The sequence below is a fragment of the Leptogranulimonas caecicola genome (genome assembly GCF_023168405.1).
GTDB classification, from domain to species: domain Bacteria; phylum Actinomycetota; class Coriobacteriia; order Coriobacteriales; family Atopobiaceae; genus Leptogranulimonas; species Leptogranulimonas caecicola.
Window position 1 is genome coordinate 104,629 of sequence record NZ_AP025285.1, and the last position, 15,402, is coordinate 120,030.

Here is a 15,402-nt window from a genome sequence, read left to right on the forward strand (position 1 = left end):
ACCAAGCTAGGCACTATCCAGCCCGCGGGCTGGCGCGCATAGGTAAAGAAGAAGGCGCAGCCTTCCAAGCAAACAGAAAGGAGATAGACCATGGCAGTGCTCGACTTTATCATCAACATTCTGTCGACCCCGGCTATCCTCGTTGGTCTTCTCTCCCTCCTCGGTCTCGTGCTTCAGAAGAAGCCCGTGGAGGACGTCGTAAGCGGCACCATCAAAACCATCGTTGGTTTCCTGGTGCTCTCCGCTGGTGCAGCATTCCTGCAGAGCGGCTCCCTGCTCGCCTTTGGTGAGCTGTTCAACTACGCCTTCTCCATGCAGGGCGTGGTTCCCAACAACGAGGCCGTGGTCTCCATGGCCCTCACTGACTTCGGCCAGGCTTCGGCCATCATCATGGCCCTGGGCATGGTGCTCAACATCGTGCTCGCCCGCTTCTCCCGTATGCCCTACATCTTCCTGACCGGTCACCACACCCTGTACATGGCCTGCATGCTCGCCGTCGTGTTCTCCGTGGGCGGCCTCTCTGGTTGGCCTCTGTACATCGCCGGCGCCTGCGTGCTCGGCCTCATCATGGTGCTCTCCCCCTTCTTCTGCCAGTTCACCTTCCGCAAGGTGACCAAGACCGACTCCATCGCTCTGGGCCACTTCGGCGGCATCGGCTACGCCATCTCCGGCTGGATCGGCCACTTCTTCGAGGGCAGCACCTCCACCGAGTCCATCAACTTCCCCAAGCGCCTTACCTTCCTGCGTGACACCGTGGTCTCCATCTCCATCACCATGATGGTGTTCTTCCTGGTCGTCACCGGCGTGGCCGTGGGCCGCGGCATCCTGGATGCCGACCCCACCCAGTTCCAGTACCTCAACGAGCTGCTGAACGTTGGCACCGAGACCCGCACCAACTGGATCGTGTGGGCCCTGACCTCCGGCATGTCCTTCGCCGGCGGCGTCTACATCATCCTCTCCGGCGTGCGTCTGGTCGTTGGCGAGATCGTCCCCGCCTTCAAGGGCATCGCTTCCAAGCTGGTCCCTGGCGCCATCCCCGCCATCGACTGCCCTGTCGCCTTCCCCTATGCTCCTAACGCCGTGATCATCGGCTTCCTCACCTCCTTCGTAGGTGGCATCGTCGGCCTCGGCATCCTGGGCGTCATCAATGCCTCCCTCGTGCCCGTGGCCCTCATCCTCCCCGGTGTTGTTCCTCACTTCTTCTGCGGTGCTACCGCCGGCGTCTTTGGTAACGCCCGCGGCGGCGTGAAGGGCTGCGTTGCCGGCTCCTTCGTGCACGGCTTGCTCATCACCTTCCTGCCGGCCATCTGCATGCCCGTCTTCACCGGCCTTGGCTTCACCTCCGCCACCTTCTCTGACTTCGACTTCTCCATCCTGGGCATCTGCTTCGGCAACCTGGCTCAGATCTGCCCCGGCTGGCCTCTCCTGGTCATCTGCATCGTGTGCTTCCTGGCCCCCATCGTCTACAACTTCGTGGCTCCCAAGCCCAAGAAGGAAGACGCTGCTGCCTAAGCTCTGCGATCTAGCGTCACGTCGCTTTTCTCCGGTGGGGCGAGGACCCTCCAACCTCCTCCTCGCTCCACCACTTCTTTTGCGCCAAGAGGCTCAACAAGCCTTTTAAGGCACTCTTGAGGCTTTTGGCGTGTTTTCCTTGGTTTTCTCACACCTTGGGCATCTCCGAGGTTCATCATCGGAACCGTACGCCCACGCGCCGTCAAGGCGCCTCATCGAAAGGATCCATTATGGCTATCAAGAAGATTATGTGCGCTTGCGGCTCCGGCCTGGGCTCCAGTCTCATGGTGCAGATGAACATCGACGATGTCCTGCGCGATCTTGGCAAGACCGACGTCTCCGTGGATCACACCACCATCTCTGACGTGGTCCCCGGCGCTGCCGACCTGTTTGTCATTGGCCGCGACCTCGAGAACTTTGTCACCGACATCCCCGAGGAGCAGAAGGTCATCCTGGTCAACATCGTTGACAAGGACGAGCTCAAGACCAAGCTCCAGGAGAAGTTCGACGCCGAGTAGGCGCTTGGCCCACTCGCGCCCAGGGGCTCGAGAGAAGCCCCTGGATTTCTCCGCCCTGCCTGCGTAGGCGGAACTATAGCTCTCTTGTGGCGGGCACCTTTGCGGGCCCGCCTTTTTCTAAGCGTTCAATTACGCAACCATGAACTCAATCACTGATGAAAGGAGCAAGGATGCAGGAACAGGAGCTGAAATCCATTCAGCTGCTCGCCACCAAGATTCGTCGTGACGTCATGCAGATGCTGCTTCCCTTAGGATCCGGTCACCTGGGAGGCTCGTACTCCATCGCCGACCTCATGGCCCTGCTCTACGGCAAGGTTTTGAAGGTGGACCCGTCCAATCCTCGCTGGGAGGATCGCGACCGCGTCGTTTTGTCTAAGGGCCACGCCGGTCCCGCCTGGTATGCCGCTCTGGCCGAGACCGGCTTCTTCGACCGCGACATGCTCATGACCCTCAACCAGGGCCACACCGATCTCCCCAGCCACCCCGACCGCCTGAAGACCCCCGGCGTCGACATGACCACCGGCTCTTTGGGCCAGGGTTGCTCCACCGCTGCCGGCATCGCCTATGCCCAGCGTCTCAAGGGCACCGACACCTACACCTACCTTATCGTGGGCGACGGCGAGCTCAACGAGGGCCAGTGCTGGGAGGCGTTCGAGTTCATCGCTGCCAACCGCTTGAACCGCTGCATCGTCATCATCGACGACAACAAGAAGCAGCTGGACGGTTACACCAAGGATGTGCTCAACCCCTTCGACATCTCTCAGAAGATGCGCGCCTTTGGCTTCTACACCCAGACCGTCAACGGCCAGGACGTCGAGGCCCTGGACGCCGCCATCACCGAGGCCAAGCACCACGAGGACTCTGCTGTGGCTATCGTCATGGACACCGTCAAGGGCGCCGGCGTACCGTACTTCGAGCAGCTCATGAGCAATCACTCTCCCAAGTTCGACGCTCCTGCCAAGGCTGCTGCCGAGGAAGCCATCGCTCAGTTCACCGCAATCATCGAGGGGAGTGAAGCCTAAATGTTCCAGCTCGCTCAAGACCGTTCCCAGATGGGCACCGAGCTGCGCGCCGTCGTAGTCTCGACCCTGCAGGACCTCATGAAGGAGAACGACCGCGTCGTGGCTTTGGAGGCAGACCTGGGTGGCGCTTCCGGCTTCACCAAGATCCAGGCTTCCAATCCTGACCGCTTCGTGCAATGCGGCATCGCCGAGGCCGACATGATGGGCATCGCCGCCGGCATGTCTTCTGAAGGCTTCATCCCCTTCACCCACACCTTTGGCCCCTTCGCCACCCGCCGCTGCTTTGACCAGGTGTTCCTTTCGGGCGCTTACGCCGGCAACACCATCAACATCTACGGCTCCGACCCCGGCTTTGCCGTAGCCACCAATGGCGGCACCCACACCACCTACGAGGACATGGGCCTCATGCGCACCATCCCTGGCGCCGTGGTGTGCGACGCAGCCGACGCCACCCAGATGGAGTGGATCATCCGCGCCTTTGCAAACCTTGGCGCCGGCGTGCACTATGTCCGCGGCAACCGCAAGGCCGTCCGCGAGGTCTACGCCCCCGGCTCCACCTTCGAGATGGGTAAGGGCAACGTGCTGCGCTCCGGCTCCGACGTGCTCATCATCGCCGCCGGCCAGCTGGTGTCCGACGCTCTGGACGCCGCTGAGACCCTGGAGGCTCAGGGCATTTCCTGCGAGGTCATCGACATGTTCTGCGTCAAGCCTCTGGACGTCGACCTGGTGGTCTCCGAGACCGCCGGCAAGAAGTGCGTGGTCACCTTCGAGAACCACGGCGTCATCGGCGGTCTGGGCTCTGCAGTGGCCGAGGTCCTTGCCGAGAAGAACCTGGGCGTGCCTCTGGTGCGCCACGGTGTCGTCGAGCGCTTTGGTCAGGTGGGCCCCGCCTCCTTCCTCCAGAAGGAGTATCACCTCACCGCCGACGACCTGGTGAACACCGTCACCGAGGCTTTGGCCTAGAGGCTTTAAACAGCCTCTGCCCTAAAGGCTTTGGCCTAAAGGGCTGCGGCTCAAAGGCGCCTTGTCTCTGCGGCCCTCTTGGCCGCCCCTCGCTCTTGGAGTCCTGTCGCGCCGGTTCAGGCACCGAGCGCCGTTGGCGCGGCAGGGCCTCTGGAGCTTCCCGGCAACCCATCGGGAGGGCTCTCACATCATTCTTTTAAAGGAGATCTTGTTCCATGAAACTCAACGGGCTTATCGACCACACCATCCTGAAGGCCACTGCTACCCGTGCCGACATCGAGCGTCTCTGCGATGAGGCCATCGAGCACAACTTCGCTTCTGTGTGCGTCAACACCTGCTGGGTGCCCCTGTGCGCCGAGCGCCTGGCCAACTCCGAGGTAGAGGTCTGCTGCGTAGTGGGCTTCCCCCTGGGCGCCATGGCCACCGATCCCAAGGCTTACGAGGCTCGTTGGGCCGTGGATAACGGAGCCGACGAGGTGGACATGGTCCTCAACGTGGGCTGGCTTTTGGCCGGCGAGGACGACGCCGTGCGCGCCGACATCGCTGCGGTAGTCGAGGCTGCCCAGGGTCGCTGCGTCAAGGTGATCCTGGAGACCTGCTACCTCAACGACGAGCAGATCGAGCGCGCCTGCCGCCTCTCCGTCGAGGCGCATGCCACCTTCGTCAAGACCAGCACCGGCTTTGGCACCGGCGGCGCCACCGTGCATGACGTGGCCCTCATGACCAAGGCCGTCAACGGCGCTGCCAAGGTAAAGGCTTCCGGTGGCATCCACACCGCCGAGGAGGCTGCCGCCATGGTCGAGGCTGGCGCCGACCGCATTGGCACCAGCTCTGGCATTGCCATCGTTGCCGAGTAGCGCGCACCTCAAAAAGCGCGCGATACTCGCTCTTCACACGCTTACATCCCACTGGCTGACCACCCAGAAAGGAATCACCCATGAAGTTCTTCATCGACACCGCCGACCTCGCAGAGATCAAGACCGCCTACTCCTGGGGCTGCGTGGCAGGGGTCACCACCAACCCCTCCCTCTACGCCAAGACCGGCGGCAAGCTGGCCGACTTCGAGGCCCACATGGTAAAGATCGCCGAGGCCTGCCCCGACGTTCCGGTCTCTGCCGAGTCCACCGCCACCACCACCGAGGACATGGTGGCAGGGGGTCTGCGCCTGGCAGCCCTTGCCCCCAACATCGTGGTGAAGCTTCCCATCTGCGCTGAGTCTTTGGCCGCCACCAAGGAGCTCAAGAAGCACGGCGTCAACGTCAACATGACCCTCATCTTCACCGTGCCCCAGGCCTTGATGGCCTGCTCTGCCGGCGCCCGCTATGTCTCCCCCTTCGTGGGCCGCTTCGACGACATCGCAGAAGACGGCATAGAGCAGCTGGCAAACATCGTGACCGCCGTGAAGAACTACTACGGCCCCGAGCACACCGAGATCATCGCCGCCTCTCTTCGCACCCCCAACCACGTGACCCAGGCGGCCCTCCTGGGTGCAGACATCGCCACGGTGCCTTTCGCCGCCATGGAGAAGTGCCTGCACCATCCTCTGACCGACCGCGGCCTGGCCGCCTTCGAGGCCGACTGGAAGAAGGTCACCTCCGCCCAGTAAGGCGTACCCTTCGCGATCTCAGCGCCTCCAAGGCGCCCCAGCGCTCCCTGGCGCTTCCAACCTAAGGCATCGCTGCTCGCCCCCCTTAAGGCCTCCGGCTTTAAGGGGGGCGAGCTTTTCTCGGCAACGGGAGTATCTTAGGGGTGTCTGGCGGCTTCTCAACATAGCGCCTTAGAAAAGCCGCTTCGCAAAACCCTGCTAAAAAGCTACGCCCACCTATCCCGCTACATCTCGGGGTGTAGCGGGCTTTTAGGAGGCACCCGGACATACCCCAGGGGTGTTACTGGATGGTTGGCAAAATACCTCTAGGGTGTAGCCGGTTTTGCGTGAATGTGGGCGCGTTTTCGCGGTTACACCATGGTGGTGTAACCGGGTGTCCCAAAAAACGCAGTCATACCCAGGTGGTGTGACCGGGTAGCTGTCGGGATCCTAAGTGCGCACCCAACGTATTCCGCGCGAGCCGCCCAGCGTTACAACAGCTCAGTATCCCAACCCTTGGAGCACGAACATCACAATGGTGAGGATGATGATGACCGCAATGGTGGCCCAGGTGATGGCGGTCCAGAGGTGGCCGTTGACGTAGCGGCCCATGATGCGCTTGTCGGACGCGATGATTACCATGTAGATCATGAGCACGGGCAACAGCACGCCGTTGACCACCTGGGCGGCCATCATGATGCCAAAGAGATCAATGTGGGGGATGAGCACCACTCCGGCGGAGAGCACGATGATGGCGGTGATGATGCCGCGGTAGACGGGGGCCTCGCTCCAACCGTGGTCGGCACCGTGCTCCCAGCCAAAGGCTTCGCAGATGGCGCTGGAAGTGATGCCGGGAAGCACCGCGGCGGCCAGCAGAGAAGCGCCTACCAAACCCAAGCCAAAGAGGCGCTCGGCGTAGGGGCCTGCGATGGGGGCAAGCGCCTGGGCGGCCTGGGCGGCGTCATCCACTGCTACCCCCGCAGGGTGCAGCGTCACGCCGGTGGCCATGATGATGAACCATGAAATGATCGACGCCAGGATGGCGCCGGTGGCGGTGTCGATGCGCTGGTAGGGGATCTCGTCGGCGCCTACATTTTTGTCGACCACGTTGGACTCGGCCAAGAAGATCATCCAGGGCGCGATGGTGGTGCCGATGTTTGCCACCAGCAGGCTCAGGTATTCGGGCGTGGGGGTGATGCGCGGGATGACGGTGGCGTTCAGGGCGTCGGCCCAGTTGGGCTGCACCATAAATCCTGCGACCACATAGGCGATGAACACGCAGCATATGGCCAAAAGCACTTTTTCGATGCGCTTGTAGCTGCCGCTCATGGTGAGCAGCCAGATGACGATGGCGGCGATGGGCACCGAGATGGGCGCTGGAATGCCAAAGAGCGACATGCCAGAGGCGATGCCTGCGAACTCGGAGAGGGTCACCATGGTGTTGGAGACCAGCAGGGCCAGCATTGCGAATGCCGATAAGCGCACCCCAAATTGCTCGCGAATCAAGCTGGCGAAGCCCTTGCCGGTGACACAGCCCATGCGGGCAGCTGTCTCTTGGACCACGATCATCAAGAATCCCATGATGGGCACGGTCCACAGCTGGCCAAAGCCAAAGAGCGCGCCGGCGTTGGAGTAGGTGGCGATGCCGCCGGCGTCGGTGCCGGAGAGGGCGGCGATGAGGCCCGGGCCCATGGCGGCAAGCACCGTGAGCAGGCGCATCTTGCGCTTTTGAGCAGGGGCTTGCGGGGTAGTGGGGGTGTTCTTCTCGGTAGCCATAGCTAGGCGCCCATCACGAGGGCGGGCAGGCAGATGGCCATGAAGAGCACGATGGACACCGTGAGGGCCAGCAAGCGCAGCGAGAGGCGGGAGACCTCCTCGCCGTGGGCGTCCTTTTGGCGCAGATAGTGCAGGTAGAGGGGTGCGGTGCCATAGCTGATGAGGGCGGAGCCGGCAGAGGCCCAGAAGCCCGCGCTCACCGCATCAAGGGCAGCGGTGGGGGCGAACAGGCCGCCTATGCCAATGGCGAGCAGCATGACCAGCGTCAGGTAGACGAGGGCGATGCCCAGGCCACGGAAGACAAAGGAGCTGGTGGAGGGGGAGTCTTCGTCGTCGGGGTCGAACTCGATGAAGAAGCCGGTGGTGTAGCTCACCATGTCGTCGGCCATGAGGAGACAGACGGGCAGCGCCACGGAGGCAGCTAGCGCAGCGGCTTGGATGCCTAGTGCGGAACCCGCAGCGGCCATGGCCACCACGCCGCACACCCAGAAGAAGAACCAGAGCTGGTTTCCCAAGAGCCAGCGCAGGTCGTGGGTGGGCTTATCGGTATCGGAGTCGCTTCGGCCGCCGGCCAGCTGCAGGTCTTCCTCGTGCTCTTCTTCCAGGACGTCTAGAGCGTCGTCCACGGTGACGATGCCCACGATTTGCTGGGTCTCGGTGACCACGGGGATGGCCAGCAGGTTGTACTTGGAGATGGCCTCGGCGACGTCTTCTTGGTCGTCGTCGGGGTTGGCAGTGATGACGTCGGTCTCCATGATGGCCGAGAGCTGGGTGTCCGGCGATTCCATGAGCAGCGCGCGCAGGGTGAGCACGCCCAGCAGGCGGCGATCGTCGTCGCACACATAGATATAGTTGACGGTTTCGATGTCGTCCTCGTCCATGGTGCGGATCTTGGCAATGGCGTCGGCGATGGTGGCCGAAGGTGGCAGCGCCGCGAACTCCGAGGTCATGATGCGGCCAGCGGTATCCTCGCGATAACCCAGCAGCTGGCGGATGGCCTTCTCCTCCTTGACGCCCATGAGGCGCAGCAGGGTCTCGGCACGCTCGTAGTCCAACTCGCTCACTAGGTCCGCGGCGTCGTCCGGGTCCATCTGGGAGAGCATGCGCGAAGCCGAGGCCACGTCCATGTCATCCATGATCTCTGCGGCCATGCCGTCGTCGTCCAGCTCGGCCATGGCGTCGGCTGCCTGGGAGTCGTCCAGCTGGGCAAAGACCTGGCCGCGCAGCCGCGGGTCCAGCTGCTCGATGATGTCCGCGATGTCCGCCGGATGCATGTCGTCCAGGGTTTTATGGGAGATGTTGAGCTGCACATCGGAAAGCTCGCGGTCCAGAAGGTCCATATAGCTCCAGGCGATGATCTTCTCGGGAATGTCGTGGCCCAGCGTGTGGGCGATCTTGGCAACCCCGCGCTCGACGGTGGGGGAGAGGTTGCGCAAGATGCCGCGGGCTCCCACCTCGGCGCCTAACAGGCGCAGCTGGGAGGAGCCGGAGTCCGAGAGCTTGAGGTCGTTCACGCGCACTACGCGCAGGCCGCGAGTATCAACGATTTGCTTGTTCATGAGGTCGCGGTTGATGAGGACCTCTTCTGGCTGTAGGTAAGAGAAGCGGATGTCTGTGGAGGGCACCTTAAGGCGCACCGTGTCGCCATCAAAGCTGTCGACATATTTGCGCCAGCTGATCATGAAGGGCGTTTTGCCGGGGCCCTGAAACGCCAGGGACGTGACCCGGGGGAACACCTCGCCTGTGGCGATGCCCAGGTCGTTCACGACGCCGATGCGCTCGCCCCCTGAATCCAGAACGGGAATGCCCAGCATCTGAGACAGATAGATCATGAAACTGCTCCTTTGCGCCCGTAGGGGCTGGTAGCGGCGCTGCCTCATGGCAGCCTGTCACACCCCTGGGGCGCGACCCGCTAAGGAGCCGGTCTCAGGGGTCATCGACTGTGCGGTCGAGGTTTCATCTAAACCCTTTCTCCTTTGATGACCCACGTTTGCGCGGCGCCCGATTTGCCAGAGACGTCCGCTAAAGCGTTCCTATTCTACACGCTCTGCCCCTATGTACCCCCTCGGCTACCAGCCAACTCTGCCGACGGGCACAACTTTTACCCGCCACTCCCTGCGTGGGGGTTACCCCTGGTCGCACTTTCTCGCGTCCCTGGACTAAACTACGATAAACTCGGATAAACTAATAGTCCTCGTAGAGCGCCATGCGCCCCTGCAGAACGTGGCATTGCATTGGCCATGCCGCCATTTCGCCCCCTCTGCTGCCGAGAAGCCCGCGCCCTCCTGGGCTCGTGCCCGTGGGCTTCTCGGCGCTCGCCATTGCTCAAGCCCCTGCCAAGAGCGCCCTTCTCCCTAGAGGTTGCAAGTCCCTGCCAAGAACCCCTCCCGGGGCAGTAGGCTGCTGCTGCCAGGGATTTTAGAAAGGACTGTCATGTTTTTGAAAGAGCGCCAGGACGCTATCGCAGACCTCATCGCCCTTGAAGGCCGCGTGACCGTGGGTGAGCTGGCCCAGCTTTTTGGCGTGAGCGACGACTGCATTCGCAAGGACCTCAAAACCTTGGTAGAGCAGGGAAGGGCTCGCAAAGTCTACGGCGGCGCCATACGGCCGGAGTCGTTGGCCGACCGCATGATCATGAATCGCGTGGATATCCATGAGCCTCAGAAGCGCGCGTTGGCCCAAAAGGCTTACGAATTGGTGGAGGAGAACTCCACCATCTACCTGGATTGCTCTTCCACCAACCACTATCTGGCGGAGCTTTTGGCCACCGGCCCCAAGCCAGTTCATGTGGCTTCAAACATGATCGATGTGCTCCAAGTGTTGGCCGGTCGCGATCACCTGCAGGTCACGGGCATTGGCGGCACCGTCTCCGGCGAGCTCAACGGTTTTACAGGCCCTCAGACCCTGGCCATGCTGGAGCCCCTGCGTTTTGATGCGGCCTTTATGGGAGCGCTGGGAGTGGATCCCAAAACTGGAGATGTGACCACCTTCGATGCCGATGACGGCATGGTCAAGCGCGCCGTCCTTGCTCGCTGTCAGGCGGCCTACCTGCTCATCGACAGCTCCAAGGTGGGGGCCTGGGGCACGTTTTCCTACGCCACTTTGGACTCCTTTGCAGGCATCGTCATGGAACCGGAGGCCAAAGAGACGGCCCGTGGCCAAGTGCTGGCCGAGCTTCAGGCCCCTCTGCTCTGGTAGGGGATGCGGCTAGGCGAGGCAGTAAGGAATGCAGCCAAGCGCGGCCGCCAAGGTGCTTTTACCTGCGCGAAGTTGGTAGCCTGAGCTCTCCGCACAGGTGTCGAATGCGCGTCTCGTTATTAGAGGTCTGACTGCACTGGGGTTTTGCAAAACCCCAGTGCCGAAAGCCTTCTTATAACGAGATTTCCCTCAAAACGGGCTCATTTCCTTCGAAAACCATGCCGAAAGCCCTCTAATAACGAGATGGGCGCCCAGAGACAGCAACTCAACAGCCCGGCGCCCGCAACCTGACAACCTAGCGACGGCAACTCAGCAGCCCAGCGACGGACCCTTCCTGGCTCCCGCGCGCCGCTCAACCCTCCTTCCCAGTCATTCGTGGAGAAAACGAGACGAATTGGGCGAAAATACGACAAAATAATAGCAAGCGCAGTCCAACTGCGATAGAATCAGAGCCAGTAGGGGGGGCTTCTCGGCATCCCCGCCGCGTCGGTGCTCGCCGCATCGGCATCCCGCCGCACCGGACCCCCAGTGGCCCCGCCGCTTAGGCACCTCACAGGCTCACCGCGCCGGACCGCCATAGGTGTCCGCCGCGAGAGCGGCGCGCCCTGCGGCCCTGCTGCAAAACCCAAGGTACATCCCAACGCAACTCGGAGGCGCCATGCTCACCCCGCGCACGCAAGCCATCAAAGACAGCCTATTTGCCAAGTCTCGCGTCATCGACCTGGAGCGCGCCCTGCTCTATCAGGAGAGCTATGAGCAGACCCAGGGCGAGCCGGCCATCCTGTGCCGTGCAAAAGCGCTGGTGCATCTGCTGGAGAACCACGAGATCGTCATCGACGAGCACGACCTGTTCGCAGGCAACCGCACCCGCGAGCCCCGCGCCGGCGTGCTGTCGCCCGAGATGAGCCCCTACTGGATCCTGGACGAGCTGGATCAGTTCCCCGTGCGCCCGCAGGACCGCTTCGAGATGTCTGAAGCCGATAAAACCCTCTATCGCGACCAGGTCTATCCCTTCTGGGCCGGGCAGAGCTTGAACGATTGGTATCGCGCGCACTTGGACCCCCAGGTGGCAGAGGCGCAGACCACCAAGGTGTTCGCGGTGGCCCAAACCGACAAGGGCCAAGGCCATATCATCCCCAACTTCCCAGTGCTCATGGAGCGCGGTTGGGCGGCGCTGCTGGAGGATGCAAGGCAGCAGCTGGCATCCCAGCCTGACAACCTGTTCTACCAGGCAGCGGTCATCGTCCTTGAGGGCACCATCGCCTACATCCGCCGCTACGAGTTCATCTGTCGCGACAAAGCCCAAGACCCTGCCACCTCGCCGGAGCGCGCACAAGAGCTGCAAGAGATGGCCGATATTCTCGGTAACTTGGCGCAGCGTGCCCCCCAAGACTTCCGTGAGGGCCTCCAGCAGCTCTGGCTGGCCGAGCTGGTCTGCGAGCACGAGTCCAACGCAAGCTCCATCTCGCTGGGCCGGGTGGACCAGTACCTCTGGCCGCTCTATCAGGCCTCCAAAGCCGCGGGCACAAGCGACGAGACCATCCGCGAGTGGCTCCAGGACTTCTACCTCAAGTGCAACACCATCGTGTTCGCCCGTTCCACGGAGAGCGCCAAGTTCTTCGCCGGATTCCCCTCGGGCCTCAACATCGTGGTGGGCGGCGTGGACGCGATGGGCCAGGATGCCACCAACGAGCTCTCCAGCCTGCTGTTAGACGTGCAAAACGACACCCGCCTGCCCCAGCCCAACCTCTCGCTGCGCATGCATGCCCAAACGCCGGCGTCGCTGCTTCATGAGGCGGCCCAGGTCATCCGCCTGGGCGACGGCATGCCCCAGGTCTTCAACGACGAGGTCAACATCCTGTCCTTCGTGAACCGCGGCATCTCGCTGGAGGACGCCCGCGACTACGGCGTGGTGGGGTGCGTAGAACTCTCCATCCCCGGCGCCATGTACGGCCTGCACGACATCTCCATGTTCAATATGGTGCGCTGCCTGGAGATCGCCCTGCACGAGAACCCCCAGGGCTTCGCCACCTTCGACGAGCTCATCGACGCTACCGAGAAGGTCATCGACCGCTACGTGGGGCTCATGGTTCGCGGGTGCAACACCTGCGACGAGGCTCACGCCGCCACCTCTCCCACGCCGCTGCTCTCCTGCCTCATCAACGACTGCATGGAAAACGGGCAAGACCTCACTGCCGGCGGCGCGCGCTACAACCCCTCCGGCGTCCAGGGCGTGGGCACCGCTAACCTGGCAGACTCTTTGGAGGTCATCCGCCAGGCGGTCTTCGAGGAGCAGCTGCTCACCTTGCCCCAGCTCGTCGCCATGCTGGACCGCGACTGGACCGGCGAGGGCGACGAGGTCTGGCGCCAGCGCTTCATCAACCGCTATCCCAAGTACGGCAACGACGTGGACCAGGTAGACGAGCTGGGCGCCCGCCTGCTCTCCCACTACGGCCACGAGGTGGCCGGCTACACCAATCCCCGCGGCGGCCACTTCCAGCCGGGTTCCTACACCGTGAGCGCCCACATCCCGCTGGGCGAGGCCTGCGGCGCCACCCCCGACGGCCGCCATGCCCACGAGCAGCTGGCCGACGGCGGCCTTTCCCCCATGGTGGGCCGCGACACCAACGGCCCCACGGCAAGCCTGCGCTCGGTGTCCAAGCTGGACAACGCGCTGGATTCCAACGGGTCCCTGCTCAACGTCAAGTTCTCCCCGGCCACTCTAGCCGGCGAGGAGGGCCTGGCCAAGATGGCCGCCTACCTCAAGGCCTTCTCGCGCTACAAGATCCAGCACATCCAGTTCAACGTGGTTGACCGCGCCACCCTCCTGGACGCCCAGAAGCATCCCGAGAACCACAAAGACCTGGTGGTGCGCGTCGCCGGCTACTCCGCCATGTTCGTGGAGCTGGCCCGCGGCATCCAGGACGACATCATCAACCGGAGCGAGCATGTGCTCTAAGCCCGTGTTCGCAACCCCTGCCGCCCCCCGCAGCTCGCAGGCAGATCCCAACATTCCCCCAGCTCCCGCACCCTCTGTGCCCCAAGCTGCCGAGAAGCCCGCCTACCTCACTGCCCCCATCACCAATGTGCAGCGCTACTCCCTGCACGACGGCGGCGGCATCCGCACCACGGTCTTCTTGAAGGGCTGCCCCTTCAAGTGCCCCTGGTGCTGCAACCCCGAGAACCTCTCGAGCACGCCCGAGGTCTCCTTCAAGGAGTCCCTCTGCATGGGCTGCACCCCCAAAGCCCCAGGCGAAAGGCTCTGCTCCACCCCGCCCGAGCTCTGTCCCACCGGCGCCAAGACGCTCTTGGGCGTGCCGCGCACACCGGAGGACATGGCTCAGGAGGTGCTGCGCGACGCCGTGCTCTTCGAGGAGTCTGACGGCGGCGTCACTGCCTCCGGCGGAGAGGCGCTGCTCTGGGCAGACTGGCTTGTCGCCTTCTTTGGCCGCATCAAAAAGGCGGCCATGAAGACGGCCCTGGAGACCACGCTGGCGGTGAAGGCGCCACGCCTCCAAGACCTCGCCATTGTCTGCGACCTCTGGCTGGTAGACTTCAAGATCGCAGACCAACAGCGCTCCCTGGACCTCATTGGCGTCGACCCTCAGATCCGCGACGCCCAGCTCCAGGAGCTTTTGGCAAGCGGGGCGCGGGTGGTGGCGCGCATGCCCATCATCCCAAGGTTCACCGACGACCCCGCCAATGTGGCCGCCAACCTGGACCGTATTCGCGAGCTGGGCATCGGCCGAGTGGACATCCTGCCCTTCCATCAGCTGGGCAGCGGCAAGTACGACGCCGTAGGGCGCTCCTATGGCCTGGGAGACCTGGCCGCCCTCACAGACGACCAGGTGGCCTGGATTGTGGAGGAAGCGTCTAAAAGAGGGCTCAAAGCAACCCTCCACGGCGAATAAGCGCCTGTTACTGATATCCCTGATTCCCTTAAAACCCCGACAGCCAGCCTGCAACCTAGGCCCGCTAGACTAGATTCAAAGAGTTTTCAACCGGTGTACACGCGTGTTGCCGCAGAGGAGAGCGCGCATAAACAATGAAAGGATTTACCATGGAACTCATTCTGGACACCGCCGATCTCGAGGCTATCCGCGAGCTCAACGACCTCTACGCTGTCGATGGCGTGACCACCAACCCCACCATCATCACCAAGAGCGGTAAGTCCTTCGAGGAGATTCGCGACGGCCTGATGGAGATCCTCTCCCCCGAGCAGAAGCTCTTCATCCAGGTGGTAGCCACCGACTTCGACGGCATCATGGCCGAGGCCCGCTACATCTGCTCCCTGCGCCCCGAGAACACCTACGTCAAGATCCCCGTCACCCGTGACGGCATGCGCGCCATCAAGGCCTGCAAGGCCGAGGGCATGGGCGTCCTGGCCACCGCCATCTACTCTGCCAGCCAGGGCTTCATGGCTGCCAAGAACGGCGCCGACTACCTGGCTCCCTACGTCAACCGCATGTGCAACCTGGGCGACGGCGTAGGCGAGGTCGTGCGTCTGCAGGCCATGCTCGAGCAGGCCAAGCTCCCCACCAAGATCCTGGCCGCTTCCTTCAAGAACGTGGAGCAGGTCAACGAGCTTCTGGAGAACGGCATCGAGGCCGTGACCATTCCCGTGGACGTGGCCTTCAACATGCTGGACATCCCCTCCACTCCCATGGCCGTGGATGACTTCACCCGCAACTGGCAGGCTGCCTACGGCCGCACCACCCTGTTGTCCGCCGAGTAGCCCCTCCATTGACCCCCTTCGCAGCGCGCGGGCATCACTCTGGCTTCCTTACCGAGAATAGCCCCGCCTAGGCGTGCGGCTTTCTCCTGCCGT

General features: G+C 62.9%; 12 protein-coding genes. 10 read left to right on the forward strand and 2 right to left on the reverse strand.

The window, feature by feature from the left end; genetic code table 11:
- The first annotated feature begins 90 nt into the window (after nucleotides 1-90).
- The 6 genes from OR601_RS00450 (at nucleotide 91) to OR601_RS00475 (ending at nucleotide 5,621) form a co-directional block, all read left to right on the forward strand.
- The gene (locus tag OR601_RS00450; protein ID WP_265591809.1) at nucleotides 91-1,512 is read left to right on the forward strand and encodes a PTS ascorbate transporter subunit IIC; all 1,422 of its coding nucleotides are present in this window, start codon (nucleotides 91-93) and stop codon (nucleotides 1,510-1,512) included.
- A 230-nt stretch (nucleotides 1,513-1,742) separates the two neighbouring features.
- Nucleotides 1,743-2,030 (forward strand): PTS sugar transporter subunit IIB, encoded by a 288-nt coding sequence (locus OR601_RS00455; RefSeq protein WP_136011677.1) that lies wholly within the window; start codon nucleotides 1,743-1,745, stop codon nucleotides 2,028-2,030.
- Nucleotides 2,031-2,200: 170 nt separating this feature from the next.
- Nucleotides 2,201-3,052 (forward strand): transketolase, encoded by an 852-nt coding sequence (locus tag OR601_RS00460; RefSeq protein ID WP_265591810.1) that lies wholly within the window; start codon nucleotides 2,201-2,203, stop codon nucleotides 3,050-3,052.
- The gene (locus OR601_RS00465; protein WP_265591811.1) at nucleotides 3,053-4,015 is read left to right on the forward strand and encodes a transketolase family protein; all 963 of its coding nucleotides are present in this window, start codon (nucleotides 3,053-3,055) and stop codon (nucleotides 4,013-4,015) included.
- Between the two features lie 215 nt (nucleotides 4,016-4,230).
- Complete coding sequence (gene deoC, locus OR601_RS00470) at nucleotides 4,231-4,872, forward strand: deoxyribose-phosphate aldolase (protein WP_136011674.1); 642 nt, start codon at nucleotides 4,231-4,233, stop codon at nucleotides 4,870-4,872.
- An 80-nt stretch (nucleotides 4,873-4,952) separates the two neighbouring features.
- Entirely contained in the window at nucleotides 4,953-5,621 is a 669-nt protein-coding gene (locus tag OR601_RS00475; protein ID WP_265591812.1) for a transaldolase family protein, read from the forward strand.
- A 480-nt stretch (nucleotides 5,622-6,101) separates the two neighbouring features.
- Here the strand turns inward: OR601_RS00475 and OR601_RS00480 are convergent, their stop codons facing one another.
- Both OR601_RS00480 and OR601_RS00485 read right to left on the reverse strand, forming a co-directional pair.
- A complete protein-coding gene (locus tag OR601_RS00480) occupies nucleotides 6,102-7,319 on the reverse strand; it encodes an Nramp family divalent metal transporter (RefSeq protein ID WP_265592403.1) in 1,218 nt (405 codons plus the stop codon).
- A 59-nt stretch (nucleotides 7,320-7,378) separates the two neighbouring features.
- Nucleotides 7,379-9,208, reverse strand: a complete 1,830-nt coding sequence (locus tag OR601_RS00485; protein WP_265591813.1) for a magnesium transporter — start codon at nucleotides 9,206-9,208, stop codon at nucleotides 7,379-7,381.
- Between the two features lie 601 nt (nucleotides 9,209-9,809).
- On the opposite strand from OR601_RS00485, the gene OR601_RS00490 reads away from it, so the two are divergent.
- The 4 genes from OR601_RS00490 (at nucleotide 9,810) to OR601_RS00505 (ending at nucleotide 15,309) form a co-directional block, all read left to right on the forward strand.
- A complete protein-coding gene (locus OR601_RS00490; RefSeq protein WP_136011669.1) occupies nucleotides 9,810-10,574 on the forward strand; it encodes a DeoR/GlpR family DNA-binding transcription regulator in 765 nt (254 codons plus the stop codon).
- Nucleotides 10,575-11,232: 658 nt separating this feature from the next.
- On the forward strand, nucleotides 11,233-13,533 hold the full coding sequence (locus tag OR601_RS00495) for a formate C-acetyltransferase/glycerol dehydratase family glycyl radical enzyme (RefSeq protein WP_265591814.1): 2,301 nt from the start codon (nucleotides 11,233-11,235) through the stop codon (nucleotides 13,531-13,533).
- Nucleotides 13,523-14,485, forward strand: a complete 963-nt coding sequence (locus OR601_RS00500; RefSeq protein WP_265591815.1) for a 4Fe-4S cluster-binding domain-containing protein — start codon at nucleotides 13,523-13,525, stop codon at nucleotides 14,483-14,485. The genes OR601_RS00495 and OR601_RS00500 overlap by 11 nt, the downstream gene beginning before the upstream one ends.
- 149 nt (nucleotides 14,486-14,634) lie before the next feature.
- On the forward strand, nucleotides 14,635-15,309 hold the full coding sequence (locus tag OR601_RS00505; RefSeq protein WP_265591816.1) for a fructose-6-phosphate aldolase: 675 nt from the start codon (nucleotides 14,635-14,637) through the stop codon (nucleotides 15,307-15,309).
- Nucleotides 15,310-15,402: the final 93 nt, after the last annotated feature.